At 61.0% G+C, this 19446-nt stretch carries 17 protein-coding genes; 9 read left to right on the top strand and 8 right to left on the bottom strand.

What is annotated here, in order from left to right:
- Nucleotides 1–45: 45 nt before the first annotated feature.
- From ACI2KA_RS00775 to msrP, 3 genes are all read right to left on the bottom strand, one after another.
- Nucleotides 46–300 carry a hypothetical protein gene (locus tag ACI2KA_RS00775; protein ID WP_404498374.1) on the bottom strand — a complete coding sequence of 85 codons (255 nt, stop codon included), beginning with the start codon at nt 298–300 and terminating at the stop codon, nt 46–48.
- Between the two features lie 62 nt (nt 301–362).
- Nucleotides 363–1028, bottom strand: a complete 666-nt coding sequence (gene msrQ / locus ACI2KA_RS00770) for a protein-methionine-sulfoxide reductase heme-binding subunit MsrQ (protein ID WP_404498372.1) — start codon at nt 1026–1028, stop codon at nt 363–365.
- Nucleotides 1029–1030: 2 nt separating this feature from the next.
- Entirely contained in the window at nt 1031–1972 is a 942-nt protein-coding gene (gene msrP, locus ACI2KA_RS00765) for a protein-methionine-sulfoxide reductase catalytic subunit MsrP (protein ID WP_404498370.1), read from the bottom strand.
- Nucleotides 1973–2285: 313 nt separating this feature from the next.
- On the opposite strand from msrP, the gene ilvD reads away from it, so the two are divergent.
- Nucleotides 2286–4121 (top strand): dihydroxy-acid dehydratase, encoded by a 1836-nt coding sequence (gene ilvD, locus ACI2KA_RS00760; RefSeq protein WP_404498368.1) that lies wholly within the window; start codon nt 2286–2288, stop codon nt 4119–4121.
- Nucleotides 4122–4509: 388 nt separating this feature from the next.
- The gene (locus ACI2KA_RS00755; protein WP_404498367.1) at nt 4510–5511 is read left to right on the top strand and encodes a serine hydrolase domain-containing protein; all 1002 of its coding nucleotides are present in this window, start codon (nt 4510–4512) and stop codon (nt 5509–5511) included.
- A gap of 15 nt (nt 5512–5526) precedes the next feature.
- Here ACI2KA_RS00755 and ACI2KA_RS00750 read toward each other — a convergent pair whose 3' ends face one another.
- A complete protein-coding gene (locus ACI2KA_RS00750; RefSeq protein ID WP_404498365.1) occupies nt 5527–5880 on the bottom strand; it encodes a lysozyme inhibitor LprI family protein in 354 nt (117 codons plus the stop codon).
- Between the two features lie 172 nt (nt 5881–6052).
- Here ACI2KA_RS00750 and ACI2KA_RS00745 point away from each other — a divergent pair, with 172 nt between their 5' ends.
- Complete coding sequence (locus ACI2KA_RS00745) at nt 6053–7459, top strand: DegQ family serine endoprotease (protein WP_404498363.1); 1407 nt, start codon at nt 6053–6055, stop codon at nt 7457–7459.
- Nucleotides 7456–8772 (top strand): replication-associated recombination protein A, encoded by a 1317-nt coding sequence (locus tag ACI2KA_RS00740; RefSeq protein ID WP_404498361.1) that lies wholly within the window; start codon nt 7456–7458, stop codon nt 8770–8772. The genes ACI2KA_RS00745 and ACI2KA_RS00740 overlap by 4 nt, the downstream gene beginning before the upstream one ends.
- A 112-nt stretch (nt 8773–8884) precedes the next feature.
- Here the strand turns inward: ACI2KA_RS00740 and ACI2KA_RS00735 are convergent, their stop codons facing one another.
- The gene (locus tag ACI2KA_RS00735; RefSeq protein ID WP_404498359.1) at nt 8885–9199 is read right to left on the bottom strand and encodes a DUF1883 domain-containing protein; all 315 of its coding nucleotides are present in this window, start codon (nt 9197–9199) and stop codon (nt 8885–8887) included.
- Nucleotides 9200–9450: 251 nt separating this feature from the next.
- On the opposite strand from ACI2KA_RS00735, the gene ACI2KA_RS00730 reads away from it, so the two are divergent.
- From ACI2KA_RS00730 to ACI2KA_RS00710, 5 genes are all read left to right on the top strand, one after another.
- Nucleotides 9451–11265, top strand: a complete 1815-nt coding sequence (locus ACI2KA_RS00730) for a methyl-accepting chemotaxis protein (RefSeq protein WP_404498357.1) — start codon at nt 9451–9453, stop codon at nt 11263–11265.
- Nucleotides 11266–11579: 314 nt separating this feature from the next.
- Nucleotides 11580–12863 carry an extensin family protein gene (locus tag ACI2KA_RS00725; RefSeq protein WP_404498355.1) on the top strand — a complete coding sequence of 428 codons (1284 nt, stop codon included), beginning with the start codon at nt 11580–11582 and terminating at the stop codon, nt 12861–12863.
- Between the two features lie 527 nt (nt 12864–13390).
- Nucleotides 13391–14212 carry a sulfite exporter TauE/SafE family protein gene (locus ACI2KA_RS00720; RefSeq protein ID WP_404498353.1) on the top strand — a complete coding sequence of 274 codons (822 nt, stop codon included), beginning with the start codon at nt 13391–13393 and terminating at the stop codon, nt 14210–14212.
- A 104-nt stretch (nt 14213–14316) separates the two neighbouring features.
- Complete coding sequence (locus tag ACI2KA_RS00715; RefSeq protein ID WP_404498351.1) at nt 14317–15243, top strand: ABC transporter ATP-binding protein; 927 nt, start codon at nt 14317–14319, stop codon at nt 15241–15243.
- Nucleotides 15240–16001 (top strand): ABC transporter permease, encoded by a 762-nt coding sequence (locus ACI2KA_RS00710; RefSeq protein ID WP_404498349.1) that lies wholly within the window; start codon nt 15240–15242, stop codon nt 15999–16001. Before ACI2KA_RS00715 ends, ACI2KA_RS00710 begins: the two co-directional genes overlap by 4 nt.
- A gap of 167 nt (nt 16002–16168) precedes the next feature.
- Here the strand turns inward: ACI2KA_RS00710 and ACI2KA_RS00705 are convergent, their stop codons facing one another.
- Genes ACI2KA_RS00705 through ACI2KA_RS00695 form a run of 3 tightly spaced genes read right to left on the bottom strand, consistent with a single transcriptional unit; the run spans nt 16169 to nt 19427 of the window.
- On the bottom strand, nt 16169–16954 hold the full coding sequence (locus tag ACI2KA_RS00705) for an SDR family oxidoreductase (protein WP_404498348.1): 786 nt from the start codon (nt 16952–16954) through the stop codon (nt 16169–16171).
- 23 nt (nt 16955–16977) lie between these two features.
- Entirely contained in the window at nt 16978–17937 is a 960-nt protein-coding gene (locus tag ACI2KA_RS00700) for a sugar-binding transcriptional regulator (RefSeq protein WP_404498346.1), read from the bottom strand.
- A gap of 20 nt (nt 17938–17957) precedes the next feature.
- Nucleotides 17958–19427, bottom strand: coding sequence for an FGGY family carbohydrate kinase (locus ACI2KA_RS00695; protein ID WP_404498344.1), 1470 nt, complete (start codon nt 19425–19427; stop codon nt 17958–17960).
- Between the last annotated feature and the right edge of the window lie 19 nt (nt 19428–19446).

Here is a 19446-nt window from a genome sequence, read left to right as displayed (position 1 = left end):
AAGCCGGGTGAGAGATCGCCCGGCTTTTTTGCGTTGGTGTTGTCTTCAGGGCCGGCGACAGTGCAGATGCCGGCTGATCTGGCCAAGAAGATCGGCGATGGGCGCGAGCATGAAGAATTGGTCGGAAGCGTGATGTGCCCGCCAAAGAACTTGCAGGTCTTTTTCTTTGATTTCAGCCATCTCGATACGCTCGACAAGCCTTGCAAGGGCTCGTTGATATATGCCGTTCAAGGTTCTGGCAATTTGAGAGGGACGGAAAGCCGCGCCGTCTGCCATTGCGGTGAATATCTGCGAAAGCATAGCTCGACCGCTGAGGGAAATTTTAACATCGTAAGATGTCTGCCGGTTTCGACCAGTCGGTTTCATGATTTTGACTGGGGTCGCAGAGGGCTCCTGTCAGCGCGTTTTCCTCGCTTCCGCGCCATAATCGACGGCCGCACCAGCCGATAGCCCAGCAAAACCACCATCGTGCTGATATAGAACACCGGTTCCAGCGTGATCGACTTCCGCGCCAGCACGAAATGCAGCACGCCGACGATGAGCACGAGATAAACGAGTTTATGCAGCGTGTTCCAGCGGCTGCCGAGTTTGCGGATCGACCAGCGGTTGGATGTAAGCGCGAGAGGAATGAGCATGATGAGCCCCGCCATGCCGAACATGATATAGGGGCGCTTGAGAATATCGCCGGCGATGGAGCCGAGCATCAGGCCGCGATCCAGCACCAGATAGACGGTGAAATGGGCGAGCACATAATAAAAGGCGATCAGGCCCAGCGCCCGGCGATAGGCGATGAGATTGATGTTGAAGAGATCGCGCAGCGGTGTCACCAGCAGGCCGAGGCACAGGAAGCGCAATGCCCAGATGCCGAGCAGGTGCTCGAAATCCTTGACCGGGTTGAAGCCGAGGCCGCCGGTTGCGGCGAGGTAGAAATACCAGAGGCCCGGACAGAGGCCGATCACATAAAGCGACCAGATGGCCGCCGGCTGGTAACGCTTCGGCAGCGAGGGAAGGGGCAGGGCAAAAGCCATGGTCAATAATTCGCCTTCAGGTCCATGCCGGCATAAAGGCTCGCCACCTCGTCATAACCGTTGAACATCAGGGTAGGGCGGTTCTGTGTGCCGAAAAAGCCGCCTTCGCCGATGCGCTGTTCCGTCGCCTGGCTCCAGCGCGGATGGTCGACATGCGGGTTGACGTTGGAATAGAAACCATATTCGCGGGCGTTGGAATTTTTCCAGGTCGTTTCCGGCTGTTTTTCGGTGAGCGAAATGTGGACGATGGATTTAATGCCTTTGAAGCCGTATTTCCACGGCACGACAAGACGGATCGGCGCGCCGTTCTGGTTCGGCAGGGTCTCGCCATAGAGCCCGACGGCGAGAATGGTGAGCGGGTGGCGCGCTTCATCGAGGCGCAGACCTTCGACATAGGGCCAGGAGAGAGGCTGGAACAGGCCCCTCTGGCCCGGCATCTCGTCCGGCCGCACGACCGTTTCGAAGGAAACGTATTTTGCGCTGCCCAGCGGCTCCACCTTGTCGAGAAGGCTTGCAAGCGGGAAACCGATCCATGGAATGACCATAGACCAGCCCTCGACACAGCGCATGCGATAGGTGCGCTCCTCGAGAGGATATTTCATCAGCTCTTCGATGCCGAATTCCTGCGGTTTGGAAACGAGGCCGTCCACCTTCACCGTCCAGGGGGTGGGCTTGAATTGGCCGGAATTTTCCTTCGGGTCGGATTTGCCGACGCCGAATTCGTAGAAATTATTATAGCTGGTGACGGCGTCGAGCGGAGTGAGCTTTTCATCCAGCTTGTAGGCGCTGGCTTTTGCGGAAAGCGGTGCGGCAATCGCGTCGCGGCCGGCAAGCCCGATGGCCGCAAGCCCGGCCGCCGTGCCGAGAAAGCCGCGTCGCGACAGGTAGATGTTCTTCGGCGTGATGTCACTGGCCGCGATCACGGGCGGACGATAGGCGGGCATTTCAACCTCCACAAAAGCCGGGTGCATCGGCGATAAATCGATTATGATAGCCAATACGACCGCTGCACAGATATGTTTCAGTGCTCTGCGGAAAAACAGTGTCGGGTAGCCGATAATCGCGCATTTGTGATGACATGCCATCCGATATCGGCGGTGAGGGCAAGGCGTACCGTACCGAACCGTACTGTTTTGCCCGAAGGTGACAGTGACAGGGCTTGCGGTTTGCGCTAGAAAAGCCGCAAAATAGGGCAAGGGCCGTTTTGAACGCGCTGCGGAGGACGGCCCTTCTACCCAAGAGATCGAGGAAAACACCATGCCAGCCTATCGCTCCAGAACGACAACCCACGGCCGCAACATGGCGGGCGCGCGCGGCCTTTGGCGCGCCACCGGCATGAAGGATAGCGATTTCGGCAAGCCGATCATCGCGGTGGTCAATTCCTTCACCCAGTTCGTGCCGGGCCATGTGCATCTGAAGGATCTCGGCCAGCTGGTTGCGCGCGAGATCGAGGCGGCGGGCGGTGTCGCCAAGGAATTCAACACCATCGCGGTGGATGACGGCATCGCCATGGGCCATGACGGCATGCTCTATTCGCTGCCGTCGCGCGAGATCATCGCGGATTCGGTGGAATATATGGTCAATGCCCATTGCGCCGACGCGATGGTGTGCATTTCCAACTGCGACAAGATCACCCCCGGCATGCTGAATGCGGCGATGCGCCTCAACATTCCCGCCGTCTTCGTGTCCGGCGGCCCGATGGAAGCGGGCAAGGTCGTGCTGCATGGCAAGACCGTGGCGCTCGATCTGGTCGACGCCATGGTTGCGGCTGCGGACGACAAGATTTCCGACGAGGACGTGAAGGTCATCGAGCGTTCGGCCTGCCCGACCTGCGGTTCCTGTTCCGGCATGTTCACCGCCAATTCGATGAACTGTCTGACCGAGGCGCTGGGCTTGTCCTTGCCCGGCAACGGCTCGACGCTCGCCACCCATTCGGATCGTAAGCGCCTGTTCGTCGAGGCCGGCCATCTGATCGTCGATCTGGCGCGCCGTTATTACGAGCAGGAGGACGAAACCGTCCTGCCGCGCACCATCGCCAACAAGGCGGCGTTCGAAAACGCCATGTCGCTGGATATCGCCATGGGCGGCTCCACCAACACGGTTCTGCATATTCTGGCGGCGGCGCATGAAGGCGGCGTCGATTTCGGCATGGAAGACATCGACCGTCTTTCCCGCAAGGTTCCCTGCCTTTCCAAGGTCGCACCGGCCAAGCAGGACGTGCATATGGAAGACGTGCACCGCGCCGGCGGCATCATGCGCATCCTCGGCGAGCTGGAACGTGGCGGTCTCATCAACCGCGACACCTATACGGTGCATGAGGCGACACTGGGCGACGCCATCGACCGTTGGGACATCACCCGTACCAACAGCGAAACGGTGCGCCAGTTCTTCAAGGCGGCTCCTGGCGGCGTGCCGACGCAGGTGGCCTTCAGCCAGTCCTCGCGCTGGGACGATCTCGATACGGACGGCGAAAACGGCGTCATCCGCTCGGTTGAAAAGCCCTTCTCCAAGGATGGCGGTCTGGCCGTGCTTTACGGCAACATCGCGCTCGACGGCTGCATCGTGAAGACGGCGGGCGTTGATGAGTCCATTCTGAAATTCACCGGCCCGGCAGTGGTTTACGAAAGCCAGGATGCCGCCGTGAAGGGTATTCTCGGTAACGAGGTCAAGGCGGGCGACGTCGTCGTCATCCGCTACGAAGGGCCGAAGGGCGGACCGGGCATGCAGGAAATGCTCTATCCGACCAGCTATCTGAAATCCAAGGGTCTCGGCAAAGCCTGCGCGCTGATCACCGACGGCCGTTTTTCGGGCGGCACCTCGGGCCTGTCCATCGGCCACGCCTCGCCGGAAGCGGCGCAGGGCGGCGCCATCGGCCTCGTGCGCCCCGGTGATCTGATCGAGATCGACATTCCGAACCGCACCATCAACCTGAAGGTCACCGATGCGGAACTGGCGTCGCGCCGGGCCGAGCAGGAAGAACAGGGCTGGAAACCGGTGGCGCCGCGCAAGCGCAACGTCACGACGGCGCTGAAAGCCTATGCCGCCTTTGCGTCAAGCGCGGACAAGGGTGCTGTGCGCATTTTGCCGGAGTAAGCTGTCGTTCAGACGGTTTCCGGTGGAGGGCGAAGTATGCTGCCTCTCCTCCGTCATCCTCGCCCTTGAGGCGAGGATCCACAGGCCGCTAACCTCATGGGATCCTCGGGTCAAGCCCGAGGATGACGTTGAGTTGGGGTGGATTTATCGTCCTAATCAGCCGCTCTTTCGGGCGGCTTTTTGCTGTCATTTCTGCGGCTGTAGCGTCGCGGTTCAGAAACAGATTCAATTGCCTCAGAGGATGATTCTCCAAACGCGGCCAACATGCTGTTTTTCATTTATAAATCGCACGCCTTCAACTACTTGCGCGCCATCCTCGCAGTCACATTGGAGTGATGTTCGGTCACCAGACCTTTTCCAACGTGGCGCGATGCCTAACTTCAGCATCATGAAAAGACGAACCGCACTCGCCCTCATCGCGTCGCTGCCTTTTGCCCGGTTTGCCAGCGCCCAAAACGCCGGCAATGGCGTCCGTTTCGATCCGTTGCTCCGGGATGCGGATGCGCTTTCCAGCCTCAAGGCCGTGATCATCAGCATCGATGGCGAGGAGGCGGCGAGCCGCGCCTATCATGGCGCCAGCCTGAACGGCTCCACCAATATCAAATCGGCGTCGAAATCGATCATTTCGGCGCTGGTGGGCATGGCGATCGATCGCAAGATCCTCGAAGGTGCCGATCAGCCGATTACGACCATCCTGCGCGGCGATTTTCCGCCGAGCCCCGATCCGCGACTGGAGCGCATCACCATCGGTAACCTGCTATCCATGCAATCCGGTCTGGAGCGCATGTCAGGGCCGAATTATGGCCGGTGGGTTGCCAGCCGCAACTGGGTGAGAATGGCGCTGGGGTCGGGTTTTGCCGGAGAACCGGGCGGCGGCATGCTTTATTCCACCGGCTCCACCCATCTGCTCTCGGCGATATTGACCAGGGCATCCGGCCGCTCGACTCTGGCTCTCGCCCGCGACTGGTTCCGGCCGCTCGAGGGATTTTCCATCGGCGGCTGGGAGCGCGATCCGCAGGGCATCTATCTCGGCGGCAACCAGATGGCGATGACGGCGCGCTCATTATTGGCATTCGGTGAGCTTTACCGCCGGGGCGGCGTGACGCGCGGGGGTGAGCGACTGATCTCGCAAGGCTGGATCGACCAGTCCTGGCGACAGCGCACCAATTCGGTCTTCAACGGCGATGGTTACGGTTATTGCTGGTTCATCAAGGAGATGGCGGGAGAAACGGTCTATTACGCCTGGGGTTATGGCGGGCAGATGCTCTATATCGTTCCCGCCAGACGGCTGTCCGTGGTGATGACCTCACGGGAGGATGCACCTTCCGCCAGAACCGGTTATCGCGATCAGCTGCACGGCCTTATGGAGACTGTCATCCGGACAGCCTGATTGGCGCTGCTGGCTTTAAAGAGGTCTGTTGATGCTCTGGAAGGCTTCACCGAGTTTCTTCATCCGCTCATCGTAAGCGCCGGTCAGGCACGTGACATCCGCCGCGCATTCCTGGCGTTTCTTTAGCCATTGGCTCTGCTCGTCGCGCAGCGCGTCGCGGGCGCCCATGGCCATCAGCTGGGTGAGGATGTCGAAGGTGGTGGCCATCTTCACATCCTGATCGTTCAGGGCGCGGTTGTCGCAGATCGCCTTTTCATCCGCGGCCAGATCGGGCTTCGTGCAATCGAAGCTGGCAGCGCCAGCGGGGGAACCCAGAGCGGCGGAGGCGAGGAGGAGGCCGCAGGCGAGGAATGTCTGTTTCGGATGCATGTGTCGTCTCTTTCAAGGACAGTCGGTGCGGGTGAAACCAAAAAGGGGTCTCGCTGGTTCCAACTGCACGAGCCGGACCCGTAAGGGAAAAGGCCGGCCATCATCTTGCCGCTCTTTGCTTTACAGGCTTTGGCGTTATAACTCCATCATACTGATGACGATGAGGAATCACATGCGAAGCGTGTTGAAGTATCTGTCCACCGGCTTTCTTGCGGCACTCATTCTCCTGCCCGTGGGTGCTGCGGCGCAGGACAACAGGGCCGTGCCGTCGAGCCACACGGAAATGCAGCTTTCCTTCGCGCCGCTGGTGAAGCGCACCGCAGGCGCGGTGGTGAATGTCTATGCCGAACGCGTGGTGCAGCGGCGCCTTTCGCCCTTTGCCGGCGATCCGTTCTTCGAACAGTTTTTCGGCCAGCAGATGCCGAACCGCACGGAAAAACAGTCGTCGCTCGGCTCGGGCGTGATCGTTACCGCCGGCGGCCTCGTGGTGACCAACAATCACGTCATCGACGGTGCTGACGATATCAAGGTGGCGCTGGCGGATGGGCGCGAGTTTTCCTCCAAGGTCCTGCTGAAGGACGACCGGGTCGATCTCGCCATTTTGCAGATCGATGCGAAGGAGCAGTTTCCGGTGCTGTCGCTCGGCAATTCGGATGCCATTGAAGTCGGCGATCTGGTGCTGGCCATCGGCAACCCGTTCGGTGTCGGCCAGACGGTGACGAGCGGCATCGTCTCGGGTCTGGCGCGCAACCAGGTGACGCAGGGCGATTTCGGTTTCTTCATCCAGACCGACGCTTCCATCAATCCCGGCAATTCCGGCGGCGCGCTGATGAACATGGCCGGTGAACTGATCGGCATCAATACCGCGATCTTTTCCAAGGGCGGCGGTTCGAACGGCATCGGTTTTGCCATTCCCGCCAATCTGGTCCGGGTTTTCGTCGCCGCCGCCGAGCGTGGGGATACAAGTTTCCAGCGACCCTATATCGGCGCGACTTTCGATCCGGTAACCTCGGATGTCGCTGAAGCGCTTGGCCTGCATCGCGCGCGCGGTGCGCTGGTCGTCAGCGTCGTCAAGGACGGTCCGGCCGAGAAGGCGGGCGTCGAGCCGGGGCAGGTCGTCACCGCCGTCAACGGTTTCGAGGTGGAGCATCCGGATGCCCTTGGTTATCGCCTGACGACGGCAGGTATCGGCAAGTCGGCCGAACTGACGGTCATGGACAAGGGCAAGGAGAAGAAACTGACCATCGCGCTCGATACCGCGCCGGAAACCGCGCCACGCGATGAACGCCTGATCGAGGGCCGCAATCCCTTCGCCGGTGCGACCGTCGCCAATCTTTCGCCGAAGCTTGCCGACGAATTGCGCATGCCGTCGCAGGTGACTGGCGTTGTCATTACCGATGTGAAACGCGGTTCGCCGGCCTATCGTGTCGGCTTTCTGCCCAAGGATGTGATCCTGTCGCTGAACGGCGCGGATATCGGCTCCACCGCCGCTGTCGAGAAGGCGCTGGACGACAATCCCGGCTTCTGGCGCGTGGAAATCCTGCGCGACGGCCAGCGCATCCGGCAGTTCTTGCGATGAGCGACGACCTCTTCGCCCCGCAAGTGCCCGTGGAGGTCGCCAACCGGCGGCCTCTTGCCGATCGTCTGCGCCCAAAAACGCTGGCGGAGGTGAGCGGGCAGCCGCATCTGACGGGCGAAGAGGGCGTTCTGCGCCGCATGATCGACAGCGGCTCCCTGGGGTCGATGATCTTCTGGGGACCGCCCGGAACCGGCAAGACCACGGTGGCAAGGCTGCTGTCCGGCGAGGCGGGGCTGGCCTTCGAGCAGATTTCGGCAATCTTCTCCGGTGTCGCCGATCTCAAGAAGGTCTTTGAAGCGGCGCGCGCACGGCGGATGAACGGCCGGCAGACGCTGCTTTTTGTTGACGAGATACATCGTTTCAACCGCGCCCAGCAGGACAGTTTCCTGCCGGTGATGGAGGACGGCACCATCATTCTGGTGGGTGCGACGACCGAAAACCCGTCCTTCGAGCTGAATGCCGCTCTTCTGTCGCGGGCGCGTGTCCTGACATTCCGCTCGCATGACGAGGAGAGCCTGAGCGAGCTTTTGAAGCGCGCCGAGGAGGCGGAGCAGAAGGCCCTGCCACTGACCGAGGAGGCGCGGGCCAGCCTGATCCGCATGGCCGATGGCGACGGTCGCGCCGTGCTGACCCTTGCCGAAGAGGTCTGGCGTGCGGCGCGCAAGGACGAGACTTTCGATACCGAAGGTCTGACGCGCATCGTGCAGCGCCGCGCGCCGGTTTACGACAAGAGCCAGGACGGGCATTACAATCTCATTTCCGCGCTGCATAAGTCGGTGCGCGGTTCGGACCCGGATGCGGCGCTGTATTATCTGGCCCGCATGTTCGATGCCGGTGAAGATCCGCTCTATATCGGGCGGCGGCTGGTGCGCATGGCGGTGGAGGATATCGGCCTTGCCGATCCGCAGGCGCTTGCCGTCTGCAACGCCGCCAAGGATGCCTATGACTATCTCGGCTCACCCGAAGGCGAACTGGCGCTGGCGCAGGCCTGCGTCTATCTCGCGACCGCGCCGAAATCCAACGCCGTCTATACCGCCTTCAAGGCGGCGATGCGGGCGGCCAAGGAAAACGGCTCGCTGGTGCCGCCGAAACACATCCTGAACGCGCCGACCAAGCTCATGAAGGGCGAGGGTTATGGCGACGGTTACCGTTACGACCATGACGAACCGGATGCCTTTTCAGGGCAGGATTATTTCCCGGAGAAAATGGGACGCACGACTTTTTACGATCCGCCGGACCGGGGTTTCGAACGGGAAATCCGCAAGCGGCTCGACTGGTGGACGAAGTTGCGCCGCGAGCGTGGGGCGCGTTAGGGTCCGCGTGGTCGGGGCGGTAGCCGCATTGCGCGGCGATCTTGAGAAAAAGAATCAAGCCGCTGGTAAAAAGAGTCGCGAAACCGCGACAACCTGCTGTTTTTAAAGAAGGTCAGGATGCCTTGCGGTGGGGCGTCGCCTGTGGCTGCGCCGGCAGCATCTTGACCGAGGATTCCGCCAGACCGCTATGGCCTTCGGCATCGATGATGAGATGCCAGTGCATCGTTTCGGGAATGGCGATGCGGATCGGCGATTTTTTGGCGACGCCGCCGAGATATTTGAAGTCGAGCAATTCGGTGAAGCGCTGGAAATTCGCGCCTGTCATCAGCCGGACATTGTTGACGGCCGACAGCGATATTTCAATGGTGGTGCCAGCCCGCAATTCCTTCAGGTCATAATGCGTATAGCGGAAATTCGGCCGTGCCATCGCGCGCCTCCCTGTATCCGTATTTTGGCAAAAGAGCATAGAACGCCAGGGTTAACGAGCTCTTTAAAACGGCATGGGGTTTGACGAAGTCCGCAACCGCTGTGCCGGTTTCGAACAGCGGTGGCGAGTATTGCCGGCACCGATCGGTCTGCGCGAAAATAATACTAACGTATAACCTGCATATTTAATGATAATAAATTTTTCAACTTTAACCTCGGCTGGTCGAACTACATCATCGGCTTGGGGGGAGTATGAAAAATATCACGATATCGATGCGCCTTTATGCGCTCGTCGCATTGTTTCTGGCAATATTGACTGCGGCCCTGACTTTCAGCCTGTTTGAAAGTTACCACAAGATGGAAAGCGAACGGAAAGCGGGACTGGCGGCGATGAACGAAACCGCCATCGCCATTCTCGAGCAATATTATCGCCTGGAACAGGGCGGCAGCCTGAGCCGGGAAGCGGCGCAGCAGCAGGCAAAGACAACCATCGCCGCCATGCGGTATGGCAATGGCAGCGGCTATTTCTGGATCAACGACATGCATCCCAAAATGGTGATGCATCCGATCAAGCCTGAAATGAACGGCACCGACCTTACTGCCAACAAGGATCCGAACGGCAAGGCGCTGTTCGTCGAATTCGTAAATACGGTGAAGGCGGGCGGCCAGGGCTTTGTCGATTATTATTGGCCGAAACCCGGCGCGCCGGAACCGGTGGAGAAGTTTTCCCATGTCGCCGGCTTTGCACCCTGGGGCTGGATTGTCGGCACCGGTGTTTATGTCGACGATCTCGAGGCGGCTTTCTGGAACGACGCTTATTTTTATGTCGGCCTGTGCGCCCTGTCCGGTCTTCTCGTCATCGGTGTGGCCGCCGCCGTGGTGCGCGGCGTGACGCGGCCGATCGATCTCATCCGGCAGAGCATGAAGCGCATCGCGGATGGAGATGGCACGGCCGAAATCCAGTTCGCCGATCGCCGCAACGAAATCGGCGCGATTGCCAAGACGCTTTTGGTCCTGCGCGACAGCGTCAATGAGCGCAGCGTCCTGCAGGCGCGCGAGGCTGACCAGCAGCGGGCGCTGGAGGAGGCGCGGCAGGGCAACGAGATGGTCCTGCGTTCCGCATCCGAGCGGCAGGCCCACGCGATGGACCGGCTGGGTCATGCGCTCGAAGCCCTTGCCAATGGCGATCTGACCGTGTCGCTTGCCGATATCGGTGGGGATTATGAGAAATTGCGCATGGATTTCAACCGGGCGGTCGGGGCGCTGCACGGCGCGATCGAGGCGATTGCCAGAACCGGCCATGTGGTCAATGATAGTGCCTCCGATATCAGCGGCGCGACCGGCAATCTTTCGCGCCGGACCGAACAGCAGGCGGCAGCGCTGGAGGAGACAGCCGCGGCTCTCGACGAAATTACCGCCACGGTGCGCACCGCTTCCGAACGGGCCAACGAAGCCCGGCAGATGGTGCAGGATACGAAAACCAGTGCAGGCCGGTCGGGCGATATCGTCCGCAATGCCGTCGACGCCATGGGCCGTATCGAGGAGTCCTCGAAACGCATCGGGCAGATCATCTCCGTCATTGACGAGATCGCCTTCCAGACCAATCTTCTCGCGCTGAATGCCGGGGTGGAGGCGGCGCGTGCGGGTGAGGCGGGGCGCGGTTTTGCCGTGGTGGCGCAGGAAGTGCGTGAACTGGCGCAACGTTCCGCCAATGCCGCCAAGGAGATCAAGACCCTTGTCAACCGTTCGGCGGAAGAGGTCGGCGGCGGCGTGGCACTTGTCCGTTCCACCGGCGATGCGCTGGAGGAGATCGTGGAGCTTGTCAACCGCGTCGAAGGTCATGTGAATACCATCGCCACCGCGGCGCGTGAACAGGCAACCGGACTGCAGGAGATCAATACCTCCGTCAACCACATGGACCAGATGACGCAGCAGAACGCCGCCATGGTGGAAGAAACGACGGCGGCGAGCCAGACGCTGGCAGAAGAAAGCCGTCAGTTGCGGGCGCTGCTTTCCCGTTTCGAATTGGGGCAGGGCGTGGCGCGCGAGGTTTCGCGGGCGGCTTGATGCTGTTTATCTGACGTTGGGTGGAGGGCGTGGCCTCGGCCGCGCCCTTTGGAAGGGTGAGACGCTTCTTCAGCACTCGACGTCCTCCTCGGGGCAAACCTGAGGAGGAGGGACGTTTTTGAGTGTCTCCGATCGAGGGGGCACCGTTTTCGTCGCCACCTTCGCCGCAATTCTGTCGGCCCTTCTTCAGTCCCCGTACCACGAAACAGGACCATTCGTTATTTCCTGCAACCAATAAGGTTTCGTTTACCTCATTTCTTTAAAATTTTCCCTGTATTGCCGCGATTGCGGCCGCTGAAGGTACAGGTTCTCGTATGGCGTATGTTTCCCTTCCGCGTCGTCTTGTGACGTTGCTGATGATTTCCACGGTGATGGTGTCGTGTTCGGCGGAGGGCCTCGTGCCACCGGCGGAGGTGGACGGCACCACGCGCGTCAGCGCCATCCGCTCGTCTCGGCAGCAGGGCTACAGCGCGCCGGCGGGGGCAGTCAATCAGGCCGAACGGGCAGGGCAGAGCGGCGATTATCCCGCTGCCATATCGCAGCCGATGCCGGAACCTTACGCATCGCAGGATCCGCTGCTGCAATCGCGGCAGGCCGGTCAGGGTTATTCCACGCTCGATGCGCAGCATCAGGCGCGCATGGCGGCCAGCGGCCATACCACCATGCCGGCTCAGACCATGCAGAGCCAGGCCATGCCTGCGCAACAGATGGCAAGCAACGAGATCGCCGAAGGCGAGGGCGGCGTGAACATGGATTCCATGCTGGGCGTGGAGCCGGTTCGCGGGCTTGCCGAAGAACAGGATGCCGATATTGCCGAAGGCGCGTCGGCGCAGCCGGTGGTGGACGGTATCGGCACCGACAATCCGGTGGCCATCTCTCCGACCCGGCGTCAGCCGGCCACCAGCCAGTCTCGCCTGATACCGCCGCCGCCAGCCGGTTCCTCTTCCCGCCGCCAGCCGGTGGAGGAAGTGGCCATGCTTATGCCCAACGATCCGATGGCGGGCGGCGGCATGCAGAGCAACCGGTCGATGCCGCCCGGCGTCATGCCCTCTTCCGAAGTGGCCTGCCGCGCCGAATTGCGCCGTCTCGGCGTCGCCTTCCGCGATGTCGCCCGTATTGCCGACGGTCCAACCTGCGGTATCGACTATCCGATCGAACTCAGCGGTCTTGCCAGCGGCGTCGCCATCCGCCCGGCGGTGAAGCTCAACTGCCAGGTCACGCTCGCCTTTGCCAAATGGGTGAAGTTCGAACTCGTGCCATCCTCGCGTTTCCGTTATCTCTCTGGCGTGGGCCGCATCACGCCGATGGGCGGTTATTCCTGCCGCAAGATGAATTCGCGTTCCAGCAATCCCTGGTCCGAACATGCGCGCGGCAACGCCATCGATATCGGCACCATCACGCTGAAGAACGGCAAGGAAATCGACGTCCGCAGCAAGAGCTTCTTCGCCTTCCGCGAAAAGGCGCTGCTGAAGGCGGTGAGGTCCGACAGCTGCAAATATTTCTCCACCGTTCTCGGGCCGGGCAGCGATCCGAACCACTGGAACCATTTTCACTTCGACCTGCGCACACGGAAATCCGGTTACAGGCATTGCGATTAAGCTCTGCCGTTGCAGGCTCATGGGCTGACTTTGAAAGCGTCTCCTCCGTCATGCTCGGGCTGTCCCGAGCATCTGCAACGTCGCGATTGGCAATAGGTCGGCAGATTCTCGGCACAAGGCCCGAGGATGACGTCGAATATGGAGGGCAACTTGTCGTCAGCCTGCCGCCGATGACATGGGCTGCGGATTCTGAGAGAGGGCCGGAATGACGAAGATTGGGATGTCTCTCTCTCTCTCTCTCTCTCTCTCTCTCTCTCTGCGCGCTGGTTCGATAGCCGCCCGTCACATGCGCACAAAAAAAGACCGGCCCGAAGGCCGGTGAAGAAGACAGCCTTATCGGGGGGATATCGGCGTCTTTGCAAGGGCATGCAATGGGAAAACGATCCCACGGAGTGGTCCATCCGGCGCGGCTATGCGGCAAAAGACATCGCGCCGTACTGACCTGCGGCCAACATGGCTTGCCGCGCTTTTCTGATACGCTATGAGCGTCACATGTTTGTGACAACGGCCGCCGGGAGCCCGCTTTGATGCCCCCTGTTTCAGAGCTTATGATCTTTGCCGCGGCGCTTGCAGCCGCGGGTGTGGTTGCAGGCCTTCTGGCGGGGCTGTTCGGCATTGGCGGCGGCGCGGTGCTGGTGCCCGTCTTCTACCAGGTCTTCGGCCTTCTGGATGTGCCCGAGGCGGTGCGCATGCATCTTTCGCTCGGCACGTCGCTTGCCATCATCGTGCCAACCTCCATCCGCTCGTTCCTGACGCATCGCCAGAAAGGCGCGGTCGATATCGATCTTCTGAAGGGCTGGATCGTCGCCGTGCCGCTCGGCACCATCCTCGCATCGGTGGTGGCCGCCCATGCCTCCAGCGTCGCGCTCCGCCTGATCTTCGCCTTCATCGCGCTCATGCTCGCCTTCCGGATGATCTTCAACCGTGCAAGCTGGCATCTCGGTTCCGACCTGCCGAAAAATCCGGGGCGTTTTCTGGTGGGCACCGGCATCGGGCTTTTTTCCGGCCTGATGGGCGTGGGCGGCGGGGTGATGAACAATACCTTCATGACGCTTTACGGGCGCAGCATCCATCAGGCCGTCGCCACCTCTTCCGGTGTCGGCGTGCTGATCTCGCTGCCGGGGCTGCTGGGCTATGTCTGGGCCGGCTGGGGGGATGCGGGCCTGCCGCCGTTTTCGACCGGCTTCATCAACTGGATCGCCGTGGTGCTTCTGATCCCCATCACGCTCGTCGTCGCGCCCTATGGTGCGCGGCTCGCCCATGCGCTGAGCAAACAGCAGCTGGAACGGGCCTTCGGGCTGTTTCTGGTCTTCGTCGCGGCGCAGTTTTTCTATAGCGTCTACGGCTGATTTTCCCTGATCGCCGAACGCAGTGTTCAGGCCGCCGGGCTGGCATTTGTGCGTTTCCCGGCCTATATGGCGTGCATCTTACTCGGTTTTTCGAAAGATTCGCCATGAATGCCATTGTTTCGATACGGAATCTGACAAAATCCTACGCAAATGGCTTTCAGGCGCTCAAAGGTATCAGCCTCGATATCAGGGAAGGGGAAATCCTCGCCCTCCTCGGCCCGAACGGCGCCGGCAAGACGACGCTGATCTCCATCGTCTGCGGTCTCGTCAATCCGGGCGGAGGCTCGGTACTCGTCGGCGGGCATGATGTGGTCAAGGATTTCCGCCAGACGCGAGCGCTGATCGGCCTCGTGCCGCAGGAATTGACCACCGACCAGTTCGAGACGGTGTGGAACACCGTCAGTTTTTCGCGCGGCCTGCACGGACAGAAGAAGAACCCGGAACTGATCGAGCGCATCCTCAAATCCCTGTCGCTCTGGAACAAGAAGGACAACATGTTGCGGGAGCTTTCCGGCGGCATGAAACGGCGTGTGCTGATCGCCAAGGCGCTGGCGCATGAGCCGAAGGTACTGTTTCTTGACGAGCCGACCGCCGGTGTGGATGTGGCGCTGCGCCGCGACATGTGGAACGTCGTCGCCGATTTGCGCTCCAAAGGCGTCACCATCATCCTGACGACGCATTATATCGAAGAGGCGGAAGAAATCGCCGACCGGGTGGGCGTCATCAATGGCGGCAAGCTGCTGCTGGTGGAGGAGAAGACGGCGCTGATGAAAAAACTCGGCCGCAAGCAGCTTTTCCTCGCGCTTTCCCAGCCGGTGGCGACTTTGCCGGAAAGTCTCTCGCCCTTCGGCCTCACGCTTTCCGAGGATGGCTGCACCATTACCTATGAAATCGAGGATAATGGCGAGCAGGGCCGCATTGCCGATGTTCTGGCTGCACTTTTTGCCGCCAACATCCATTTCAAGGATATTTCCACGCGGCAGAGTTCGCTTGAGGATATCTTCGTTTCGCTGGTGGGAGACCAGGCATGAATTTCGAAGCCATCAAGTCCATCTATCTGTTCGAAATGGCGCGCACGCGGCGCACCCTGCTGCAGAGCGTGGTGTCGCCGGTCATTTCCACCTCGCTCTACTTCATCGTGTTCGGAACAGCAATCGGTTCACGGATTCAGGAAGTTGGCGGTGTTTCCTATGGCGCGTTCATAACGCCCGGCCTCATCATGCTGACGCTGCTGACGCAATGTATCGCCAACGGTTCCTTCGGCATTTATTTTCCGAAATTCACCGGTACGGTCTACGAAATCCTCTCCGCCCCGGTGGCAATGACGGAAATCGTCGCGGGTTATGTCGGGGCGGCGGCGACCAAGGGGCTGATGATCGGCACGATCATCCTGATAACAGCCTCCTTCTTCGTGGATATCACCATCGCCCATCCGTTCATGATGATCCTGTTCTTCGTGCTGACGGCGGTGAGTTTCAGCCTGTTCGGTTTCATCATCGGCATATGGGCGACGAATTTCGAGCAGCTGAACCTCATTCCGATGCTGGTGGTGCCGCCCTTGACCTTCCTTGGCGGCAGCTTCTATTCCATCGACATGCTGCCGCCCTTCTGGCAGACGGTCAGCCATTTCAATCCGGTGCTTTATCTCATCAGCGGCTTCCGCTGGAGTTTTTACGAGATTGCCGACGTCAATCCGGTCATCAGCCTCGCCATGATCACGCTGTTCCTGGCGCTGTGCCTTGGCGTTGTGGGCTGGATGTTCAGGACGGGGTATCGGCTGCGCAACTGATCGCCGGGGTCACCTCCCTCATTCCTGTGCTTGTCACAGGAATCCAGCCGACGCGCGTCTGCGCGGCGGGAAGAGTCCTTTCAGCCCAAGGGCTTGGGCTGGCTGGATCCCTGTGACGAGCACAGGGATGAGGGAGATCGGAGCGCGCGCCAGTTTCCAAACAAGCCTTACGACATGATCAAACCGCCATCGACGTTGATCGTCTGGCCGGTGATATATGCCGCATCCTCGGAGGCCAGAAACGCCACCAGTGCGGCCACTTCGGCGGGCGTTCCGGCGCGACGCATGGGAATGTTGCGTACCCATTCGGCCATCAATTCGCCGGGCTTGTAATCGCCAAGCATCTGGCCCCAGACACGGTCGTTATAGTCCCACATTTCAGTATGGATGATGCCCGGGCAAATGGCGTTGACGGTGATGCCCTCCGGCGCCAGTTCCTTGGCAAGGCTTTGCGTCAGGCCGATAACGCCGAATTTGGAAGCGGCATAATGCGGGGTATAGATGAAGCCCTGGCGTGCCTGGCCGGAGGCGGTGTTGACGAGGCGGCCTCTGGTGCCGCTTGCGCGGAAGCGGCGGATCGCCTCCTGGCAGCAGAGGAAAGCGCCCTTGGTGTTGACGTCGAGATTGAAATCCCACTGTTCCTGCGTCAGCTCCTCGATCTTGGAAATGGTGATGACGCCGGCGTTCTGGACGGAGATGGAGAGCGGACCGATCGCCTCCTCGGCAGCGCCATAGGCCTCGCGCACCGCTGCCGCGTCGCGCACATCGAGGATGACGCCATGGGTGACAGAGCCGGTTTCGTCGGCCAGTTTTTGGGCGGCGTCCTGCGTGTCCCTGTCGACTGAGGCGATGGCGACTTTTGCGCCTTCCTCGGCAAAACGGCGGGCTATGCCGTAACCGATGCCCTTGTTGCCTCCGGTCACGAATACGGATTGACCTTCAAAGCGCCTCATGTCTCCTCCTTTATGGGATATGGCTATGTTTCCTGGCCGACCAGTCGTTCGGCAGTGAATTTGTCGGTGACGAGCACGTCGATCACACCGGTTCTGAGCGCGCCGGCAATGGCCTCGGTCTTTTTCGAGCCGCCGGCGAGCGCAATGACGCGGTCGACATTGGAGAGGTTTTCCAGCGGCAGGCCGATGACCCGGTCGTCGAGCGGCGTCTTCACCGGTTTGCCTTGCCTGTCGAAGAACCGCAGCGATATGTCGCCCACCGCACCCGCCTGGGCGAGATCGGCGAGTTCCTTGGCGGAAAAGATGTTGCCGGAACGGGCGAGAAGTTCCGACGGCTCGACCGCACCGACGCCGACGATGGCGAGCGTGATGGACCCGAAGAGATCGATGGTTTCGCGCACGAAGGGATCGGCGAGCATCAGGAGCTTCGCTTCCCGCGAGGTGGCGACGCCCGGCACCGGCAGCAGTTTCGGTTCGGCCTCGGTCAGCCGCGCCAGCCGGGTGGTGATCTGGGTCGCGTGCGTCTGCACGGAAGGATCGCCCATGCCGCCCAGTGTCTGCACGATGTAGCGCGCCTTCGACCCTTTCAGCGGGTGGATGTTTTCCACCATCTTGAAGATCGTCTGGCTCCAGCTGGAAACGCCGATGATCTCGTTCTGCGACAGCGTCACCTCGAGAAAATGCGCCGCCGCTTCACCGATGCGGGCCATGATCGCGCCGTCGCGATCCTCGCTGCAATCGACAACGATGGCTTCCGGCAGGTCGAAACGTTCGCGCAGCTGCGCTTCCAGATCGCTATAGGTGCCGGGCGGCGGAATGATGCTGGTGCGGACGATGCCTTCCGCCTCGGCACGCTTCAACATGCGCGAGACGGTGGCCTGCGACAGGTTGAGATGCTGCGCAATTTCCGCCTGCCTTTTGTGCTCGCTGAAATACATCTGCGCCACGCGGGATATCATTCGAAGTTCGTTTAGCCTGCCCATAAGCCCTCCAGGGTGAATTTTTATTCACCATTACCCGAGGTTACAGGCAAGGTCGAGCGGGCAATCGCATCGCGCCAGACGCTGAGCCGCCGGCTGTTTTCGCTGGCGGATGGCACGATGGTGTTGCCGTTGCTGTTCAACGCCGCGATGGCATCGAGATCGCTCCAGACACCGAGGGCAAGGCCGGCCAGATAGGCGGCACCCAGTGCCGAGGCTTCCGGCGCGTCGCGCTGGATGATGGGGTGTTGCAGCATGTCGGCAACGCATTGCATCAGGAAACGGTTCTGGCTCGGCCCGCCATCCACGAACAGCCGTCCAAAACCCGAAGGCGACTGCGCGCGCATGGCGGCGAAGACGTCATGGACCTGAAAGGCAATCGAGTCAGTGACGGCGCGGGCCATCTGGGCACGCGTGGTGCTGAAATTGATCTGCGAGAACAGGGCGCGCGCATTGGTATCCCAATAGGGCGCTCCAAGGCCGACGAAGGCCGGCACGAAACCGGGGCCGTTTGGCCCGGCAGTGGCGGCGAGTTCCACCAGCGCGGCGACATCCGGCAGGCCGAGAATCTCCGTCATCCAGGGCAGGGAGGCTGCCGAAACGAGAATATTGCCTTCAAAGGCAAAGGTCGGCTTGCCGCCGAGCCGCCATGCGACCGTGGTGGTAATGCCGCGTTCGGGCGCGATGAAATGCGGCAGAGTGGTCATCACAGATGAGCCGGTGCCGAAAGTGACCTTGCCGTCGCCGGGGTTGAAGGCGCCATGGCCAAAGAGGGCTGCGTGGCTGTCGCCGATTGCGGCGAGGATCGGTGTGCCGTCCTTGATACCGGGAACGCCCGATGTGGTGCCGAAATCGCCGCTGCTGTCGCGTAGGTCCGGCAGGGCGTTGATATCGATGCCGAAGAGCTCGCAAAGCTCCTCGCTCCAGACCTGCCGGTTGAGATCGAGCACCTGGCTGCGGGCGGCGTTGGAGGCGTCGCAGGCATGGACTTTACCGCCGGTAAAGCAATGGATCAGCCAGCTATCGATGGTGCCGATGCGGAGCCTATGCCCCTTCGGGGCACGCTCCAGCAGCCAGCGCATTTTTGCGCCGGGAAACATCGGGTCGATCGGCAGGCCGGTCAGCGCCATGACGTGCTCGGAATGGCCTTTCTCGATCAGCTCAGCACAGTCCTGCGCCGTTCTTCGGCACTGCCAGCTGAGCACCGGGCCGAGCGGCTCGCCGGTCTCGCCATCCCATATGGTGACGGATTCGCGCTGGTTGGAAATGGCGATGGCCGCGACATCGATCGCAGAGGGGGCGGCGGCGAGGCAGGCGGAAATCGCTTCACGGACCGAGGCCCAGATGCGGTTCGGATCCTGTTCCACCCAGCCGGGCTGCGGATAGGTAATGCCGACGGGTGATGAGCCGCGCGCCAGCAACTCTCCGCTTTCCGAGACGAGAATGGCCTTGGAATTGGTGGTGCCCTGATCGATGGACAAAATGGCGCGCATGACGGAGGTCTTTCGTCGG

This window comes from Agrobacterium sp. NPDC089420, from assembly GCF_044900305.1.
Classification (GTDB): domain Bacteria; phylum Pseudomonadota; class Alphaproteobacteria; order Rhizobiales; family Rhizobiaceae; genus Agrobacterium.
The sequence above is the reverse complement of the archived record's forward strand: the minus strand, read 5'-3'. Positions and strand labels throughout refer to the sequence as shown.